Origin of the sequence: Mammaliicoccus vitulinus (assembly GCF_029024305.1) — a bacterium.
GTDB lineage: Bacteria > Bacillota > Bacilli > Staphylococcales > Staphylococcaceae > Mammaliicoccus > Mammaliicoccus vitulinus.
Genome location: NZ_CP118974.1, coordinates 1,355,010 through 1,374,509, shown reverse-complemented (window position 1 = coordinate 1,374,509; position 19,500 = coordinate 1,355,010). Strand labels below are relative to the sequence as shown.

The 19,500-nt window shown below is 31.8% G+C and carries 16 protein-coding genes; 2 read left to right on the top strand and 14 right to left on the bottom strand.

The window, feature by feature from the left end:
- Positions 1-5 precede the first annotated feature (5 nt).
- Positions 6-719: a 5-bromo-4-chloroindolyl phosphate hydrolysis family protein gene (locus PYW35_RS06945; RefSeq protein WP_016912582.1), complete on the top strand. Its 714-nt coding sequence runs from the start codon at positions 6-8 to the stop codon at positions 717-719.
- Positions 712-1,914 (top strand): toxic anion resistance protein, encoded by a 1,203-nt coding sequence (locus tag PYW35_RS06940; protein ID WP_103322308.1) that lies wholly within the window; start codon positions 712-714, stop codon positions 1,912-1,914. Before PYW35_RS06945 ends, PYW35_RS06940 begins: the two co-directional genes overlap by 8 nt.
- Positions 1,915-1,973: 59 nt before the next feature.
- Here the strand turns inward: PYW35_RS06940 and PYW35_RS06935 are convergent, their stop codons facing one another.
- The 14 genes from PYW35_RS06935 to PYW35_RS06870 form a co-directional block, all read right to left on the bottom strand.
- Entirely contained in the window at positions 1,974-3,176 is a 1,203-nt protein-coding gene (locus tag PYW35_RS06935; protein WP_103322307.1) for a DUF819 family protein, read from the bottom strand.
- 86 nt (positions 3,177-3,262) lie between these two features.
- Positions 3,263-4,600 (bottom strand): branched-chain amino acid transport system II carrier protein, encoded by a 1,338-nt coding sequence (gene brnQ, locus PYW35_RS06930; RefSeq protein ID WP_103322306.1) that lies wholly within the window; start codon positions 4,598-4,600, stop codon positions 3,263-3,265.
- A 115-nt stretch (positions 4,601-4,715) separates the two neighbouring features.
- Positions 4,716-6,602 carry a vWA domain-containing protein gene (locus tag PYW35_RS06925; RefSeq protein WP_103322305.1) on the bottom strand — a complete coding sequence of 629 codons (1,887 nt, stop codon included), beginning with the start codon at positions 6,600-6,602 and terminating at the stop codon, positions 4,716-4,718.
- A 10-nt stretch (positions 6,603-6,612) separates the two neighbouring features.
- A complete protein-coding gene (locus PYW35_RS06920; protein ID WP_016912577.1) occupies positions 6,613-7,410 on the bottom strand; it encodes an ATP-binding protein in 798 nt (265 codons plus the stop codon).
- 95 nt (positions 7,411-7,505) lie between these two features.
- On the bottom strand, positions 7,506-7,709 hold the full coding sequence (locus PYW35_RS06915; RefSeq protein ID WP_103322304.1) for a DUF6501 family protein: 204 nt from the start codon (positions 7,707-7,709) through the stop codon (positions 7,506-7,508).
- Positions 7,710-7,724: 15 nt separating this feature from the next.
- A complete protein-coding gene (locus PYW35_RS06910) occupies positions 7,725-8,540 on the bottom strand; it encodes a VOC family protein (RefSeq protein WP_103322303.1) in 816 nt (271 codons plus the stop codon).
- Between the two features lie 644 nt (positions 8,541-9,184).
- Positions 9,185-10,450 (bottom strand): 2-oxoglutarate dehydrogenase complex dihydrolipoyllysine-residue succinyltransferase, encoded by a 1,266-nt coding sequence (odhB, locus tag PYW35_RS06905; protein WP_103322302.1) that lies wholly within the window; start codon positions 10,448-10,450, stop codon positions 9,185-9,187.
- A 13-nt stretch (positions 10,451-10,463) separates the two neighbouring features.
- On the bottom strand, positions 10,464-13,250 hold the full coding sequence (locus PYW35_RS06900; RefSeq protein ID WP_016911872.1) for a 2-oxoglutarate dehydrogenase E1 component: 2,787 nt from the start codon (positions 13,248-13,250) through the stop codon (positions 10,464-10,466).
- A gap of 92 nt (positions 13,251-13,342) precedes the next feature.
- Entirely contained in the window at positions 13,343-14,719 is a 1,377-nt protein-coding gene (locus PYW35_RS06895) for a HAMP domain-containing sensor histidine kinase (RefSeq protein WP_103322301.1), read from the bottom strand.
- Positions 14,716-15,390, bottom strand: coding sequence for a response regulator transcription factor (locus tag PYW35_RS06890; RefSeq protein ID WP_016911870.1), 675 nt, complete (start codon positions 15,388-15,390; stop codon positions 14,716-14,718). The genes PYW35_RS06895 and PYW35_RS06890 overlap by 4 nt, the downstream gene beginning before the upstream one ends.
- A 414-nt stretch (positions 15,391-15,804) precedes the next feature.
- Positions 15,805-16,413: a phosphatase PAP2 family protein gene (locus tag PYW35_RS06885; RefSeq protein WP_204107815.1), complete on the bottom strand. Its 609-nt coding sequence runs from the start codon at positions 16,411-16,413 to the stop codon at positions 15,805-15,807.
- A 12-nt stretch (positions 16,414-16,425) separates the two neighbouring features.
- Entirely contained in the window at positions 16,426-17,493 is a 1,068-nt protein-coding gene (locus PYW35_RS06880) for an undecaprenyldiphospho-muramoylpentapeptide beta-N-acetylglucosaminyltransferase (protein ID WP_103323637.1), read from the bottom strand.
- A 3-nt stretch (positions 17,494-17,496) separates the two neighbouring features.
- Complete coding sequence (locus PYW35_RS06875; RefSeq protein WP_236005708.1) at positions 17,497-18,012, bottom strand: GNAT family N-acetyltransferase; 516 nt, start codon at positions 18,010-18,012, stop codon at positions 17,497-17,499.
- Positions 18,013-18,027: 15 nt separating this feature from the next.
- Positions 18,028-19,455: a S41 family peptidase gene (locus tag PYW35_RS06870; protein ID WP_103323636.1), complete on the bottom strand. Its 1,428-nt coding sequence runs from the start codon at positions 19,453-19,455 to the stop codon at positions 18,028-18,030.
- Between the last annotated feature and the right edge of the window lie 45 nt (positions 19,456-19,500).

Below are 19,500 nucleotides of genomic sequence, written 5' to 3'. Positions count from 1 at the left end.
TGACAATGAAATATAATTTATCATATGTATTAGGTGCACTTCTGTCTGTACCTATCGCATTTATCGCATTTTTATTTAGTGTTTTTCAATTGGATTTACATTTTATGATTGATACGGCTGTTTTTGCGGGATCGTATGTATTTAGCTTTTTACCTATTCAATGGTATAGTTCTAGAAAATATTTAAAAGAAATGGGTTTAACGCGTCGTGAATTTCATTTTATTAGAAAACAATTAAACGATGCTCAACCAAAGTTGAAACGTCTTTACAAGAATTATATGCGTGTAAGATCATATAGCGAATTTAAAAATTTAAATGAAGTCGCTAAATTGGCCCGTACTATCTATAATACAGTTAAACAATCACCTGAAAAGTTCTACGCAGTTGAAAGTTTCTTCTACTCACATTTAGATAATACTGTAAATTTAATTGATAATTATACAATGCTACAACGTATGCCTAATAAGTCTAAAGAAGAAAAGGCAAAATTAAAGCAAACTAAACTTACAATTGATGAGAACAAAAGAACGCTAGTAGCAGATTTGAAACAACTCAACGAATCTAGCTATCATCAATTAGATATTGAAATGGAACTTGCTGATATAGCTAAAGATAGAAATAGTTATAGACAAGCAATACCAGAATCAACTAAAGAAAAAGTAAATTTAAAAAAGAATGCAAAAAAATACGAATATGAAATGGAGCGTAAAGATGACTGAAACGAATAAAAACTTATTTGATGATCTCATTGATGACCCTTTTAAAGATTCATCTAATGAATTAGCAGCACAAAAATCAGAAGTAACTGAACAACAAACGAAATCTGATGTGACGTCAACTTATGAAAAATCGTTTTCTGATGAAGATCAACGCAAGATAAATGAAATTGCTAAACAAATTAAACCTTTAGATAATGATGGTTTATTGCTATACGGACAGCAAGCTCAAAGTAAGTTATCTCAGTTCTCTCATCAGATGCTAACGCAAGTCCAATCTAAAGATGTTGGTCCAATTGGTTCTTCTTTAAGAAATTTAATGAATAAATTAAAAGAAGTGAATCCTGATGAATTACAGAAGCAAAATAAATCTAGATTAAAGAGAATTTTTAGAAGAGCAGAACGTTCTGTAAATGAAATGTTCAGCAAATATCAATCAGTTGGTGCACAAGTTGACCGTATATCAGTTGAATTACAAAAATCTCAAAATATGTTAATGAAAGATGTTGGCTTATTAGACCAATTGTATGAAGAAAACAAAGCTTATTTTGATGCATTAAATATTTATATTGCTGCAGCAGAAAAGAAACGAGACGAATTGAAACAAAATGACCTCGTTGAGCTTGAAAACAAAGTTAAATCTTCTAATAATCAAATGGATGTTCAAGAATTAGCAGATTTACAACAATATATTAATCGTCTTGAGAAGAGAATTTATGATTTACAACTATCTCGACAAATCACATTACAATCTGCACCACAAATTAGAATGATTCAAAACATTAACCAAACATTAGCAGAGAAAATTCAAAGTTCTATTTTAACGAGTATTCCATTATGGAAAAACCAAATGGCTATCGCATTAACTTTATTAAGACAACAAGGTGCTTCAGAAGCACAGAAAAAAGTTACGGATACTACAAACGAATTATTATTAAAGAACTCTGAAATGTTGAAACAAAATGCTGTAAGAACTGCTGAAGAAAATGAACGCGGTATAGTAGATATTGAAACATTGAAGACGACACAAACAAATATTGTAGATACAATACAAGAAACACTTCGTATACAAGAAGACGGTACACGCAAACGTCAACAAGCTGAACAAGAATTACAAACATTAGAACAAGATTTAAAAACAAAGCTTTTACAACTTAAAGATGAACAACACCAATTAAGAAATACGTTTAAATCATAAAAAAATGGAACTTCGATATCGAAGTTCCATTTTTTATTTAACTATAAGTAATGCATATTCTACATAAATTGACTTAAGTAATACCCCATCATTGTACCGACATAGTTACCAATAACATATCCTAATGTGCCGATAATCAATATTGGTCCAACTAGGCTATGCCAACCTTTAGAAATTGCTAAAGCAGCTGCCGTTGTTGGTCCACCAGCATTGGCATTACTAGCGAGCAATATTTCTTCAATATTGAATTTAAATAGTTTTCCGAAAGAAAGTGTTATGGCTAAATTGAAGATTAATATAATTGCTACGAAAATAAATAATAACGGTGCCGTCTTAATAATGATTGGAATTGAAGCTGGGACCCCTATTACAACGAAGAAAATATAGATTAAAAATGTACCGAGCTCATCAGATGCATTTAAATTTTCGAAAAATCGACTAAATATCGCTACGATAATCAGTGTCAACGTTGTTAATAATAAAAATTGATCGCCTATAATACTAACTAAAATTTCCATAAACGGATTGCTTTTAGGTACGACGCTGTTTACGGTTTCAGAAATTTTAAAACTTATAGCTACTAAAGAAAATGCAATCGCAAATGAATAAGCAATATCTTTTAAACTAATTTCATTTCTTTTCCAATATGCTTCAGCGTTGTTCCCTTCTGATTGATTATTTTCAGTATGTAGTCTTTTGAAATGTTTCTTAATAAATTTTAAGTTAGGTAATGTAATGAGTACGATGAAATAAAAAGCCATGACACTATTATCTGCAACTACAGTAGCTGACACGAGTTCTCCAGGTGTTTGAAATTTAGTGCTGAGTGCAGCAAAATTTACACCGCCTCCAATATAACTACCTGTCATCATAGCACCTATTTTATCTAGTTCCGGTATAAATTGATGCAGTAATAAAAATGCGACTGCTACCCCTACTACCGTGCCAATAGAACTGATTAAGAAAATAAATAACAGTCGTCTACTTTCTTTCCATATTTTAAATATGTTTGATCTAAATAACAGTAATGGTATTGCTAAAGGGATAACATAATTCCAGACTTGATCGTACACCGGTGACTCTATTGGAATAATATTCAAGTTAGATAATATCATAGCACCAATTAAAGCAATGATGGCACCGGTTATTTTAGAAGCAAAAGCGTACCTTTGTTCTAAATAAATGCTGAGTGCTGCAATACTCACTAAAATGGCCCATAAAAGCCATGTTTCATCTTTATTAATAAATGCATTTAAATACATAACAACATCCCCTTTGCTATATTTATAATTATGATGACATAAAAAAGAAGAATCTTCAAAATAAATTTGAAGATTCCATCTTTTATTTAACTATATTCAATTGGTGGTTGGTTTTTAACTTTACCTATAATAAAGCCAATAATAAATCCAACGATTGCAAATGGAATCCATTCCATTTGATATGGTGCTAACGGTAATTTATTAATAAAACCAATTGTTGCCCATCCTGTATGATTAAATACTGATATAAATGAAATGATGGTAACAAATGCTACAGACAACTGCTGTGCAATTGGTGGTGTATTAACATATTTAGCTAATAAGATTAATAATACCGATGTAATCGCAATTGGATATAATACGAGTAATACAGGTAGTGAACCTTTAATCACTGTTGTTAAACCTTGATTTGAAAGTATAAAACTAATTATAGTGAAGATTGCCACAAACCATTTGTATGAAATTTTAGGTATTAATTCATGGAAGAATTCACTTACTGATACGATTAAGCCTGTAGCTGTCGTTAAACAAGCTAAAGCAACAATAATACCTATTAAATATTTACCAAATTCACCAAATGCTAAATGTGCTGCAGTTGTCAGTAAATATGTTCCGATATTTTGTCCGTTATCATTTAATTCTTTAATTGTTTCAGCTGAAACATTCATATGATTTCCTATCCAGCCTAACGAAACATAAATAAAGCCTAGTGCGATAGCTGCAATAACGCCAGCTAAAATAGTTTGTTTAAATAAACCAGTTTCTTTCGTAACGCCTTTACTCTTAATTGCAGTGATTACAATCATTGAGAATGCAATGGCAGCAATGGCATCCATCGTTAAGTAACCTTCTACAAAACCTTTACCAAAGCTTGTTCCACCACTGCTATAAACCTCAAGATCCCCTGCTCCAGCTGGTTGTCCTCCTAAAGTGAAGAACGCTTTGATGATCAAAGCAGTAATTGAAATTAACAATAATGGCGTTAAAATCGCGCCAACTTTATCGACCATTTTACTTGAGTTAAAACTTAAGTAAAATACGATTACAAAGTAAATCAGTGAGAAAATAAATAAAGCCATTGAACTTGTTGTTTCAAATATTGGCGTAATTCCCATCTCGAATGAAGTTGCTGCAGTACGTGGTATTGCAAATAGCGGTCCGATTGTTAAAGAAATGGCCACTAATAATACAATTGCAAATACAGGATGTATTTTCCCTAATGATACTCTATATCCCTTTTCTTCAATTGAACCAGCAATTACACCAACTAATGGTAAACCGATTCCCGTAATGACAAATCCAAATATAGCTGGCCAGAAGAAATGGCCACTCGATAATCCAAGTGCTGGTGGGAAAATTAAATTCCCTGCCCCAAAGAATATCGCAAATAACATAAATCCAACTACAAAAATATTCTTGTTCATATATTTTACTCCTTTTAGGTCATACAATAATTTATATTTTATCATTGGAGATAGTTTTCGTCCATATGAAATTTCTGAAAATTTAAAAAAAGAATGTAAAAATTTTCAAATTTAATTATATAGATTGTAATAATAATTTTTTAAGTAAAGGAGCAAGCTGGTATGGTAAGTTTTCAACACCTTCTACAAACAAGCTTTGTTTACCGTAAATATTATGAACGGTTCTTTTCGTACTTTCATCAATTACATCTTGATTAAGAAAGACATTAAAGACATATACGCCTTGTTTATCAGCTTCAATTACAGCTTCATGTGTATCAATAATACCATCTTCTGCATAATCAAATGCTGATGGTTCACCATCAGAGAACACAATCAAGAATTTTTGTGACTCGGATCTTTGTAGCAAGTGCTGTGTAGCAACTCTTAAAGCTACGCCATCACGATTGTCATCTTGAGGTTCAAGCGTCATAATTCTCGCGTCATTTTGTTTAAGTGTAGATTCATTATACAAAATCAGTTCGTCTATCGTATTTGGTTGATTTAATTTATCAGCTTCAAATGCATCTTCGCTAAAACCTAATATTTCATGTTTAATATCAAGATTTTTAAGCGTTTCATGGAACAATACGACACCCTTTTTAGTTTCCTCCATTTTATCGTGCATGCTTGCTGACGCATCAACTAATAAAGTGAATGTTGCATCTAGTTTTCTACTAAACGCATCTTTTTTAAAGAATAATTTGTATTGATCATCGATAAACCAGTTTAATAAGTTCTTTTGAAGTCTACCTTTAGTTAAATTCTCTCTAATATCACTATATTGATGATTCATAGATTTTTGAATAATGCTCGTTAAATCTTTAATTTCAAACTGAACACTATCGACAGCCTCTTTATATGCAACCACATCGTCTGGTGTAATTTCAGGTTTGTTGAATGACAGTGACACATTTTGGTTTACGCCCTTAAAATTGTAAGGATTGTTTAAACCTTGAGCCCCACCTTCTTCATCATCTATCGTGTCGTTAGAACCTTTACCTTTTTTCTCCATCATGTCGGTCATATCATCTGATGAATCACCTTCACGTTCATTATCTGAAAGGACATCACTATTTTCACCTTCATGTAATTCCATCTCTAAATATGAATCACTATCAGCTTTACTGTCAGCTGTTTTTGTTTCAGCGTCTTCAGTCGTAACATCTTCTTGGTCATGTTCTTGTTCATTACTTTGATCTGTTTGAGCAGCATCTTGTCTTTTTAAATCTTCTAATGTCCACTCTTCTTCATATGATCGATAAATACGTTCAGGTATATGATAATACTGATTTAACATATCTTCTTTTAATAAATAGTCCACTAAAATCATAATACTAACGGCTAAATCATAACTATCTTCTGAAGTTTGTAAATTGAAAATTTGAGTTAATCTATTGAAGACTTGTACGAGCACATCATCAAAATCTTCATGTATTGTAATGTTATTTATAAAGTTCTCATTTAAAATAGCGTGTTCAATGGCTAAAAATAGTAAATCAGTATAAGTTGTTTTAGTTTGATATACATGGATTTGACTATTGTTTTGTTTAATTTTCACATTTAATCTATGCTTAAATAATTTTTTCGTTACGGGTCTTTTATTTATGATGATATGAGATAGTCTATATTCTTCAATGAGCATAAATAATTGTTTGAAAAAGTTCATATGTTCAAATGACTCATCTAATACTTCTTTGTAAATTGAAGGATCAATGTGCTTAAATCCGATTGTATCTAACATAATGTCAGATTTTAGTCCTGCTCTTGTTATATGTTCAGGACGATGCAACCAATTGAAACTGACATTACAAGTATTTTGTATAGGGTCATAATGTTGGAATTTTTGAAACGAGACTTTAACGTTAGGATCTTCAAGTAATAATTTTGCTAGATCTGTTAACATCATAATTTGTTGTGCATCGATTTGTTCATCATTAAATAATATAAAACGATCACTCATGTTATGCTCCTTACTCGAAAATTAATTCAATCGCATTTTGTATGGCTTGTTGTTCTCTTTCATCGTCTATTTTGTCGATAATTGCGCGTTTAATTGCACGTCTAACAGGTATAACTGTAGTTAAGTCGGCAAGGTCAATTAAAGCTCTAATACTTGCTGATTCTTCAGAAATTTGTCCTTGGCTAGACATGATGCGTAAATCTTTATTAAATTGAATGATTGAATCAATTATTTCGTCATCTTTTAATTGACTTTGTTCTTTTATAATCATTTTTAACGTTTCGCCATCTATATAATCAATATCTAGAACGACAAATCTATTTTTTAGCGCTTCGTTCATTGGTAACGTACCGATATAACCAACGTTAATAGCTGCTATAACTGAGAAACCTTCTTTAGCTTGCACAACTTCCCCAGTAAAAGGATTAGTCAATGCTCTTCTGAAGTCCAAAACACCATTTAAAATAGGTAAAGTTTCAGGTTTTGCCATATTAATTTCATCAATATATAATATGTCACCATTTTTCATAGCTTTAATAACGGGACCATCGATAAAGACGATTTCTTGATGACCTTGTTCATTAGTTTCTATAGTTTTAAAGCCTAATAAACTTTCAGCATCTAAATCTACTGAACAGTTTACCGAATGCATAGGTTTATTTAAATCAAGTGCGAGTGTTTCTGCTAATTTAGTCTTACCTGAACCAGTTGGTCCTTTTAAAAGTATATTTTTATTAAGTTTTATCATGGATAATGCATCGTCGTATATTGTTTCATCATTATTCATATATTTATTGAAATTTGCCATAATGTTCTCCTTTAATTCACAATTAATAAACCTAAAAAGAGAAAAGTTCTATAATTAATATAGAGCTTTTCTCTAATTTTTAATGTTTTTTCACGTTAAACTTCTTTAAAGTATGTTTTGTAGTATCCGCCCACATGTCCAGAATTATCAATAATTTGATAATACTCTTCAGTTTCATTCACTACTTCGTATACTTTCCCTACTGTTAACATATCAGATACTTTGAATTTTTCTGCATCCGTATGTGTAACTTCGACATTTTTAATAACGTGATTGTCTTTCCAAGTTTCATGTAACATAAATAAAACGCTCCTTTAGTTCACTGTATCAAAAGTAATTGTAATAATAATACCTGTTAAATCACGGATAAATAATGAAATTAAACCTGCTTCATGTTGAATAATATGATGTTCCATTTCTATTTCTTTCACGTGATTTACGATATTTTCAAAATGTTCAATATCATCGATTGAGATTGCTACTCTTTCAATAGGTGGATTTAAAGATACAATAGCTTTTGGATAATCTATTAAATGTAATTCTCCACCATTTCCACCTGCACCTACTTTAAAGACTAAAGCCGACTCATCATCTATTGTCTTGTATTCTGCAAATAATTGCAACTCAAAAATATTCTTTAAAAGTGAGCCTGTAGCTTGTGTTTCAGGTGATTTAATCATAACTGGCCCTATTCCTTGAATTTGATGAATAGGACTAATTGGACCATCGTCATAAGCAGTACCAAGTGGCACACCAGAATTTAGTTCATCAGAGATAATATGGAAAGCATGACCATTATTATCATGAAACTTAAATAGATTCTTACCGTTAAGTTGCTGAACAGATTCATATGCCACTTCATGCTTATCAAATTGTTGTTTGTATTCATACAATGCTAAGTCAGTCGGTACACGTAATGCAATACCATGAAAATGAGAATCTATCTTTTCTTGATCACCTTGATATTGTTTGAAAATAAGTCTCGTACCAGGGGCAATATTTGCATCCCCGATATGTAAGATATTCGTATCATGGTTCATCAAAGTATTAAGCCCTAAAATATTTTTATAAAATGATTCTGTTTCCTTTAAATCATAAGTCCATAATGTCACACTTCTAAGTCCATTCATGAATATCTCTCTCCCATATATGAAGTCTAATAAATTATAACAAATAAGTTGAAACAATGACAAATCAATCAAGTTATAAGCGTGAATTAATTTTACAATCTTACGATTTTGAAAGTGCATGCTTGCCTGGGGTATGGTGCGAGCCTGTAGTCTCTCACTCATACTACTCCCCCGGGCGTCAGCAGTTTGCAAAATCGTGAGGAATATTATAAAAATTTATTGCTATTTATCATGTGGAGCCCTGACATGATAAATTCAACGACTCTATTTATCATGTGAAGCCTGACATGATAAATTCAACGGCTCTATTTATCATGTGGAGCCTGACTTGATAAATTCAAAGGCTCTATTTATCATGTGGAGTCTGACTTGATAAATTCACGGGCTCTATTTATCATGTGGAACCTGACATGATAAATTCAACGACTCTATTTATCATGTGGACCATGACTTGATAATATCACGGTCTCTATTTATCATGTGAAGCCTGACTTGATAAATTCATCAGGGGTAATCCAAGTAAATACTAGGTAAAACGCACGAAGACTCAGCAGATAAACTAAAAAAAGCGCAAATTCTTCGAAATAAGAATTTACGCTTTTTTATATTAATCTAAGATGTTAATGTCTCAGCATCTTTTAAAATTAACTTTCTAATAATAAGTCTTCTGGGTTCTCGATTAATTCTTTAATTGTTTTTAAGAATCCTACTGCTTGTTTACCATCGATAATTCTATGGTCATAGCTTAATGCAAGATACATCATAGGTCTATTTTCCATGCGTTCTTTATCGATTGCAACAGGTCTTGTTACGATTGAGTGCATACCAAGAATTGCAGCTTGTGTACCGTTCATAATTGGAGTCGACATTAATGATCCGAATACACCACCATTAGTGATTGTGAATGATCCGCCCATCATATCGTCTAATCCTAATTTTTTATCTTTAGCTTTAACTGCTAAATCTACAATGTCTTGTTCGATTTCAGCGAAGTTTTTCTTGTCACAATCTCTAACGATAGGAACAACTAAACCTTCTTCTGTAGAAACAGCGACACCGATATCATAGAATTGTTTTAAGATTAAGTCAGTACCGTCTATTTCAGCATTTACGTCTGGATATTTTTTCAAAGCAGCTACTGATGCTTTAGTGAAGAATGACATGAAACCTAAACGTGTACCATTATGATCTTCTTGGAATTTGTCTTTTTTACGTTTACGTAATTCCATAACATTTGTCATATCTACTTCGTTAAATGTTGTTAACATAGCTGTATTATTAGATACTTCTAATAATTTTTTAGCAATCGTTTGACGTCTACGTGATAATTTTTCGCGTACAACAGGTTTAGAAGGATTGTCATTTGATTTAGCTTGTGCTGGTTGACTTTGCTGAGCTGGTTTAGCTGGTTGTTGTGCTGGTTTAGCTGCATTTTCAACATCTTCAGGTCTAATAACATCACCGGCTTGAGTCTTAACTTTACTTAAGTCTATACCTTTCTCACGCGCTAATTTACGTGCAGAAGGTGTAGCTTGTACTCTCTCGTTTGATGAAGCTTCTGACTCTTCTTTTTCTTCTTGTTTAGGAGATGGCGCTACTGTTTTAGCAGCATCTTCTTTTGGTGGTTCTTCTTGTTTTTCAGTTTCTTTAGAGTCATTAGATGTTGATTGTGATTCACCATCTGAAACTACTGCAATTACAGACCCTACTTCAACAGTTTCGCCTTCTTCAGCTTTTATTTCAGATAGGACACCTGAAACTTCAGAAATGACTTCAACATTCACTTTGTCAGTTTCAAGTTCAACGATGTTTTCACCTTTTTCAACTTGATCACCAACAGATTTAAGCCACTCTGCAATTGTTCCTTCTGTAATTGATTCTGCTAATTCTGGTACTTTTACCTCTGACATTATTCATTTCCCCCTAATTATGTTTTAAAGCTTCTTCGATTACTTTGCTTTGTAGAATTTTATAAATTTCGCCATCACCTTCTGCAGTTGAAGAACGAACTTGACGACCGTGATATTCAAGATTTACTTTACGGTCTTCTAGAATACTTTGTAGTTTTAAGCTAACAAACGACCAAGCACCTTGGTTCTTCGCTTCTTCTTGCACCCAGCGAACAGTTTCTAGATTTCTAAATTCAGATAGAACATTATTTATCTCTTCTTTCGGGAATGGATAAAGTTGTTCTAAAGCAATTAAACAAAGTTCATCGTTAGGATTTTTTTGCAATTCAGTTTTTAAGTCTATAAACATTTTACCTGATGAAATAATAACTTTTTTAACTTTAGTCTTTTTGTAAGGTTCTACTAATATAGGTTCAAATTGACCTTTAGTAAATTCTTCAATTGGTCTTGAAACAATTTTGTTTCTTAACAAGCTCTTAGGTGACATTAAAACTAACGGTCTCATCTTATCAGTGTTTAAATATTTAGCATGTCTTCTTAATAAGTGATAATAGTTAGATGCACTTGTCAAGTTTGCAATTGTCATATTATTTTCACCAGCTAATTGTAAAAATCTCTCTAATCTTGCTGATGAATGCTCAGGTCCTTGTCCTTCATTACTATGTGGCAAGAATAGCGCTAAACCACTTTTTTCGCCCCATTTAGCATTACTGTTAGACATAAAGTTATCGAAAATCATCTGCGCCATATTTGCAAAGTCTCCATACTGAGCTTCCCAAATATTAAATGAATGTGGATTTTCTACGTTATAACCATATTCAAAACCAACAACAGCAGCTTCTGATAACGGTGAGTTATGGATATCAAATGATGCTTTACCATTTGGTACATGATGTAGCGGTATAAATAACTTACCATCCTTTTCATCATGTAAAACAGCGTGTCTTTGAGCAAATGTACCACGTTCAGAATCTTGACCAGTTAAACGAATAGGCGTGCCAGTTTGCAATATTGTAGCAAATGCTAATTGTTCTGCATGAGCCCAATCTACTAAACCATCTTTTTCAAATGGTTCACGGCGTCTATCTAATACTTTGTTTAACTTTTTAAAGACTGTGAAATCTTCTGGATAATCAAACATTGCATCATTGATGGCTTTTAATTCTTCGTAAGTAGCATTTTGCAATTCATAATCTTGACCTTCGCTAATTTTATCAGGTAAAGTCATTTCTGGATTGTCCATTTGAGCATCTTTATCTATTTTATCGTGTGCAGTTCTTAATCTTTTAGTTACATCATCAAAGATGTTGTTCATTTCTTCTTCAGAAATAATGCCATCTTCAACAAGTTTCTTACCATACAATATTTCAATAGATGGATGTTCTTTAATGGCTTTATACATCATAGGGTTCGTAATTGAAGGTTCATCCATTTCATTATGCCCGTAACGTCTGTAACCTACTAAATCAATTACGAAATCTTTGTTGAATTTTTCTCTAAAGTCCATCGCCATTTCGATAGCTTTAACAGTCGCTTCAACGTCATCTGCATTTACATGAATGATTGGTAAATCATAACCTTTAGCAACATCAGTTGAATAAGTTGTTGAACGTGCATCTGTAGATTCAGTTGTGAAACCTATTCTATTGTTAGTAATGATGTGTAAAGAACCACCAGTCGTGTATCCATCTAAATTACTTAAGTTCATTGATTCGAAGTTAATACCTTGACCAGGGAAAGCAGCGTCACCATGTATTAATACAGCAAGTGATCGATTAACATCTTGACTTGGTCTACCAGCATCTATAGTCGCATCTTGGTTTGCTCTTGCTTTACCGAGAACAACTGGTGAAACAATTTCAAGATGACTTGGGTTATTAGCTAACGTAATATATTGTTCAATTCCGTATTTACTCGTTGTTTTAGTACCACCGAGATGATATTTAACATCTCCAGTCCAACCAGCAGTTATTTCTAAAGAACCATCCTTAGGTAAGAAAATTAAAGGATTTTTGTGCATAAACTCAGAAAGCATCATTTCATATGGTTTCTCGAGTACATGTGTTAGCACATTTAATCTACCTCTATGTGCCATACCAATTTGGATGTTTGGAATATTTGATGCATTTGTACGTTTTAAAACGCGCTGCAACATAGGTACTAATGTGTCCACACCTTCTATTGAGAAACGCTTTGCACCTACAAAGTTTTTGTGGATATATTTTTCAAAGCCTTCTACTTCAGCTAAGCTTTTTAATAATTCGATTTTTTCTTCATTAGTAATTTCAATTGTTTTAGTTGATTCTATATATCTTTTTAACCATACACGCTCTTCATTATTATTAATATGCGTATATTCAAAAGCTATAGGACCTTGGTAACATGATGTCATATATTCAATTGCTTCGTATGCGTTATTAAATTCACCATCGAAATGGTCTGATACGATTACAGCTGGAAGCTTTTCAAGTGTTTCCTTAGATAGTCCAAAGTCTTGATGTGTTAATTTAGGTACATTTTTTCTTTCTGGACGGTACACTGGATAAATATCTGCAGTTAAATGTCCATACTGTCTGATATTATCAATTAAACGCATTACACGCTTGACACTTGAGTTGTCCACTCCAGTACTTGATTGTAGGCCAGCGCCTGTGTTGCTACTAGTTAATTCATCGAATAACACTTGTAAGTCTTCTGGTACTGACTCTGGATCATTAACGTAATTATCATACATCTCTAACATTAACCCTAAGTTAGTTCCAAATCTTACAGGTGCTTCGACATGATTATCATTCTTCATGTTCCACCCTCCAAGAAAATTATAAACCGTTTACATTTCCATTTTAGCACTTAACAGTTTTGAGTTAAAGGCTAATTTGACAATAATCACACTTATTTATTTATAAAAGAATCTTTAAATACAACTGAGATTTTAGTGTACTCATTTACAACACTGTCTACCTTTACAGTGCCGTCGTAAAAATTCACTAATTTCTTTGCAATTGATAGCCCTAAACCGTTTCCACCTTCTTTTCTTGATCGTGACTTATCAACTCTATAAAAACGATCAAATATAAATTCTAAGTCTTTTTTAGGTATACCCATTCCGTGGTCAATTATATCAATTGTTATGTTTCTATTTTTAAGATTTGTGTTAATTTCGATATTTTTATTTTTTGTATCGTATTTCATTGCGTTATCGATAAAGATTAATAACATCTGTTCAAAGTGAAATCGATTAATGTTCATTCTTATTGCATTGAAATTCGATTCGAAATTAAATGTATATTCTGGGTGTAATTTTTTTAATGATTTGATTCTAGATTGTATTTCGTAATTGATATCAACAATATCAATCTCGTCACCAGTACTAGAACGGGCATCTTTAGATAATAGAAGTAATTCTTCTACGAGCTTTGTAATGCGAGTCATTTCTTCTATAGATATATCTAATGATTCTTCTAATACTTCAGGATTATTTTTACCCCATCTTTGAATAAGATTTAAATGCCCTTGAATAATTTGCAGAGGCGTTCTCAATTCGTGTGAAGCATCTTCAACAAATTGCTTTTGCTGATCAAAAGAAACTTCTAATTGTTCCATCATATTATTAAAGGTTTGAATCATATCATCTGTTTCTTCATAATTTGTCGGTACTTCAAGTTTTTCTTGGAAACCGTCTCTTCGAATTTGTTTCATTTTATCAGATAAAATTGTAATAGGTTTTGTAATTTGAGATGAGAATATATAACTGATAATAGCTATTAAAAATAATGCAGTTAATCCGAATACAGTGGCTAAAATAATCATAAATTTAATAATGGCATCATAATTATCCATTGGATGGATAACAGCTTCATACCCACTAAAATAACTCGTGTTAACTGGCGTGTACACAACGATATAAGATTTATTGTTTTGACTTGTTTCAAAAATTTTAAGCTGATTTACTCTTTCGAACTTTGGTGTATATTCCAAATTATTGTTATGCGTTTCTTCAAAAATTGGTTTTCCAAATTTATCAAAGAGAACAAGTTTCTGCGTATCAGTAATCGTAGCATTGATATCAGTAGAAGTAATTTGACCTAATGTTTTGGATTTCAATAAATTAACTGTGTCATAAGCACTTCTAGTAGCTGTGCTTGTCTCTTGATCTTTTAAGTACAAGCTGATGAAATAAATAATGAACATACTAAATAATGCGAAAATAATAAATGTAATCGTCGTAGTAAGCATCATCCATTTTGTTTTTAAAGATTGTTGTCTCATGATCTAATCACGTACCCCACTCCTCTAACCGTTTCAATGATGTTTTCTTTTTTGTATGGCTTAAGCTTATTACGTAAATAACGAATATAAACATCTACGACATTTGTTTCTACTTCAGACTCATATCCCCAAACATGATTTAAAATTTGCTCTCTTTGAAGTACGAAATTTTGGTTTTCAGCAAGTAATAACAATAATTCATATTCAGTTTTTGTTAAATCGATTGTTTCACCATGAATTGAAACTGAAAATGCATTTTTATCAATCGATAAATCATTGACTGTAATTGTGTGACTTTCTACTTCAGTTGATAAATTCCTTCTAATAATCACACGGATTCTTGCTAATAATTCTTCTATATCAAAAGGTTTAACAATATAGTCATCTGCTCCATAATCTAAACCAATCACTTTATCGTAAGTGTCGCCTTTTGCAGTAATCATAATAATGGGTGTATCTTTCTCTCGGCGTACACGTCTACAAACTTCTAAACCATTCATTTTTGGTAGCATGAGATCAAGTAAAATACAATTGTAATCATCAGACAAAGCTTGCTTAAGTCCACTTTCTCCATCATTACATATTTCAACTTCATAATCCTCATGCTTAAGTTCTAATTCTATAAATCTAGCTAAATTTTGTTCATCTTCTATGATGAGTATTCTTTTCATAACGACACCTCGTAATAATTTGTAAAAATTTTCTTTATTTTAATTGACAACGATTCTCATTTAGGTATAATAGTAATTGAAAATGATTATCAATGAAAGAGTTCCCCCTCTAGTAAAAGATAACATTTTCGAGTTTAACATGTTCATTATATATGAGCAGAACTATTTTATCATTTAAAATAGTAATTTTTTTGAATAACTAATTGACATTCATTCTCAATTGGTTATAATAGTAATTGAAAGTGATTATCAATCAAATATAAGAGTTCCCCCTCTAAGTATGGATTGAACATTTTCTATAACCCCCTTTTATGCCCATAAAAGTAAAACACCCTAGTGATTCTGTCCAAATCACTAGGGTGTTTTTTTGTAATATTTATGTCGTTGTGAATATAAATTATAATATCGTACGTTTTATATTTTATTTTTGAGCATGCTTTGTGTTAATAGAATACAAATTACGCCACCTATGATACCAGCTATAATATCTGTTGGATAATGTACGCCAAGATAGACACGGGAAGATGATATCATTGCAATACATATGACGCATATTCCGATTAAGTATGGTCTTATAGATTTGTTTGCCACTCTATAAATAACATATATTAATGAACCGAAAAAGGCGGTCGATCCCATTGCGTGTCCACTAGGAAAGCTGAAACCTGTTATATCAATAAGTCTTAGTAATGTGGGTCTTTCTCTATCGAATACATTTTTGAGAAGTGGATTTAATGTGCCTGATAATATCATTGTAATAGCAAAAAATAATGTTTCAATGTGATATTTTTTGAGTTTTAAATAACATATAACCATCAATGATAATGCGATCATGGCCCAAACTTCACCTAATTTTGTAAAACCAAGCATAATAGAAGTTGTAATAAAGCTTTCAGTTGAATAAATAAAGTTATAGACTTCATTATCAATCCACTTACCGAGTCTTGATTCATGGAAAAATGCAATTACACCAAAAATCAAACTGAAGATAAGTATTAATAATGTACGATTAGCTTGGCTCATCCGATTCCCCCCTTACTTTATATCTTCTTCAATTTTGTTGAACAATGTTTCTTTAGTATAACTTTCTTTGAAGTTGGACATTTTGTCAATGATATCAGTTCTTTCATTTTCTAATTGATCTAATTGTCTAACTAGATTTGATTGATTAACTTCTTTTTCTTGCAATACTTTTGCATAACCATTTTTCTCGAAGATTTTAGCATTATCGATTTGGTCACCTCTGGATTGATCTAATCCTAGTGGTATCAATAACATAGGTAGTTTTAATGTTGCAAATTCATAAATTGCGTTTGCGCCAGCTCTGCTTATCACAGTGCTTGTTATAGCATAAAAGTGCATAAGTTCGTTTGACACAAATTCATATTGAACATAATTTTCATTTTTGATTGTATTATCAAGATGACCTTTACCTGTTAAGTGAATAATTTGGTACTTTTTAGTTAAATAGTTAAGGTTTGCTCTAATTGATTCATTAAGTACTTTAGAACCTAAACTTCCTCCCATAATTAATAGTACCGGAAGTTTTGAATTAAACCCTGTTAATTTATAACCTTCTTCTTTAGAACCGCCTCTTAAATCTTCTCTTATAATGGCACCGATATAATCTGATTTTTCATTTGGAACATATTTTAATGTTTCTTCAAAAGTCGTATACATTCTAGTTGCAAATTTCATCGCGATTTTATTTGCTAAACCAGGCGTAACATCTGATTCGTGAACGATAGTTGGTATTTTCAAAGATTTAGCTGCAATGATGACAGGTACACTGACGAAACCTCCTTTTGAAAATACAAGATCCGGTTTTTCTTTTTTTAATACTTTACGTGCATCGAAAACACCTTTCATAACTTTAAAAATATCTTTTAAATTTTCAAAAGATAAATATCTTCGAAGCTTGCCGCTAGATATTGAAATATATTTAGTATCTTTAGCTGAGTCAATTATCATTTCTTTTTCAATACCGTCTTTAGAACCTATATATATTGTTTCAATATTGCGTTTTTGGGCTTCTGGTATAAGGGCTAAGTTTACAGCTACATGCCCTATCGTACCACCACCGGTAAAGGCTATTTTTTTCATGATTTATTTCTCCTTGTTATTTATCAATTTATAATATGCATAAAATGGGGCATCTTTGTCAAATGGAAACTCATCTGTTTCGTATTCGCCAATTTTTTTAAAGTTAAATTTTTCAAACAGACGTTGCGCTCTTGAATTAAGAGAAAAAGTATCTGTTAATAAAATGGGTATGTTCGCTTCTGTAGTAATATCAATAGCAAATTGCATCATTTCTTGCGCAATCCCTTTATATTCAGGATTAGCTGCCATTCTATGAATAACAAAAGCATGCTCAATACTTAATGGCCACTCAAATTGTTGATACCACTCTGCTTGCAGTTGGTTAATGCAAATGTAACCTATAATATCATCGTTCGTTTCGTATAAGTATAAATGTCCATTATCAATATCTTGGTAGAAATCTTTTTCTAGAGGATAGCGATGATCCCATTGTGGATTTTGGTCGGCTGCCATAATGGATTTAGCCATCTCAGTAAGTTTATTAATGTGATGTATATCTGCTCGTGTTGCTTTTCTCAAAATGCTTACCTCCATTTACTTATGAATATAATCGATCGCTTCGTCTAATTGTTTATCTTCAGCACGAATTTTTTTACGTAATAATTCGATAAATTTCTTAGTCGTTTCATCTGTGAACACACCATTTGGCTCTAATTTATGTTCGCTTTGGAATGCTTTAACGTTGTTTTCTAACTGCGCATCAAAAGTTTCATTTTCGTTGCTAGTATTATACCCTAAAGCGTCTAAACCAATCTTAATTGACTTAATCTCTTTCGATTTATCACCTAGTTCATAAGATTTAGTTGGATCAATAATTTCAATACCTTCGTATTTTGGTGCAGAGATTGTTTTGTCAGGTTTGATACCTTTTTTATGGATATACGATTTGTTAGGTGTTAACCATCTCATGTTTGTATACTTCAGAATACTAGAATCATTAAATTCTTTATGAACTTGGCCTATTCCTTTACCGAACGTAGTGGTACCTAGAACGTCAGCAATTTTATAATCTTGTAATGCCCCTGCGAATATCTCCGCAGCGCTTGCTGAGCCTTTATTAACTAATACAGAGTAATCCATATCATCTATTCCGGCCATTTTATCATTTTCAGTTTCTACAGCTTGAGGTTTATCACCTTTCGTTTCTAAATAAATAACAGGTTTACCTTTATCGACAAATAAGTTAACGCTTGTGACAACTTCGTCTAATAAACCACCAGGATTATTTCTCAAGTCTAATACAACATGTTTAACGTTATCTTTTTTAGCTTGTTTTAGCGCTGATTTTAATTCTTTTGTTGTCTTATTTTGGAACTTAGAAATTGAAATGATACCAGTGTCATTCTTTTTCGTATAATCAACACTTGTAAGGTGGATTTTATCACGTTTAATTTGTACATCGAAAGGTTCTTTGCCTTCTCTTTTAATCGTTAAATTAACGGTTGTTCCTTCTTTACCACGAACTTTACTTACAATTTCATTTAATGATTTATTTTTGATTGATTGGTTATCTACTTTAGTTACGACATCTAATGGTTTAATACCTGCTTTTTCTGCAGGAGAATCTTTCATTGGACTCGTAATTCTTACATAACCTTTATGTACTTCCATCTCTGCTCCGATACCTACAAAGTCACCGGAAATTTCTTCGTTATATGTTGTCGTGTCTTTAGAAGATATGTATTCACTATAAGGATCGTCTAGTGATTTGATCATACCGTCAATAGCACCTTGTGTTAATTTTTCATCATCAACATCTTTGTAATAGTCATCATCTATTTGTTTATATGCCTCTTCTATTTTATTTAAACTTTTTTGCTTGTCATTCCCAAAGTATAACCCAAACTTATAAGAAGCAAATGTTACGACTGATGTTAAGAGTACCGTAACAAATAATATAATGAACAACTTATATAGAGGCATTGTAATTTTTTTTTTTTGCTTATTTTTAAATGGTTTCATTTACTCACATCTTTCTTGAAAATATAATTTATTTTAACAGTTAAT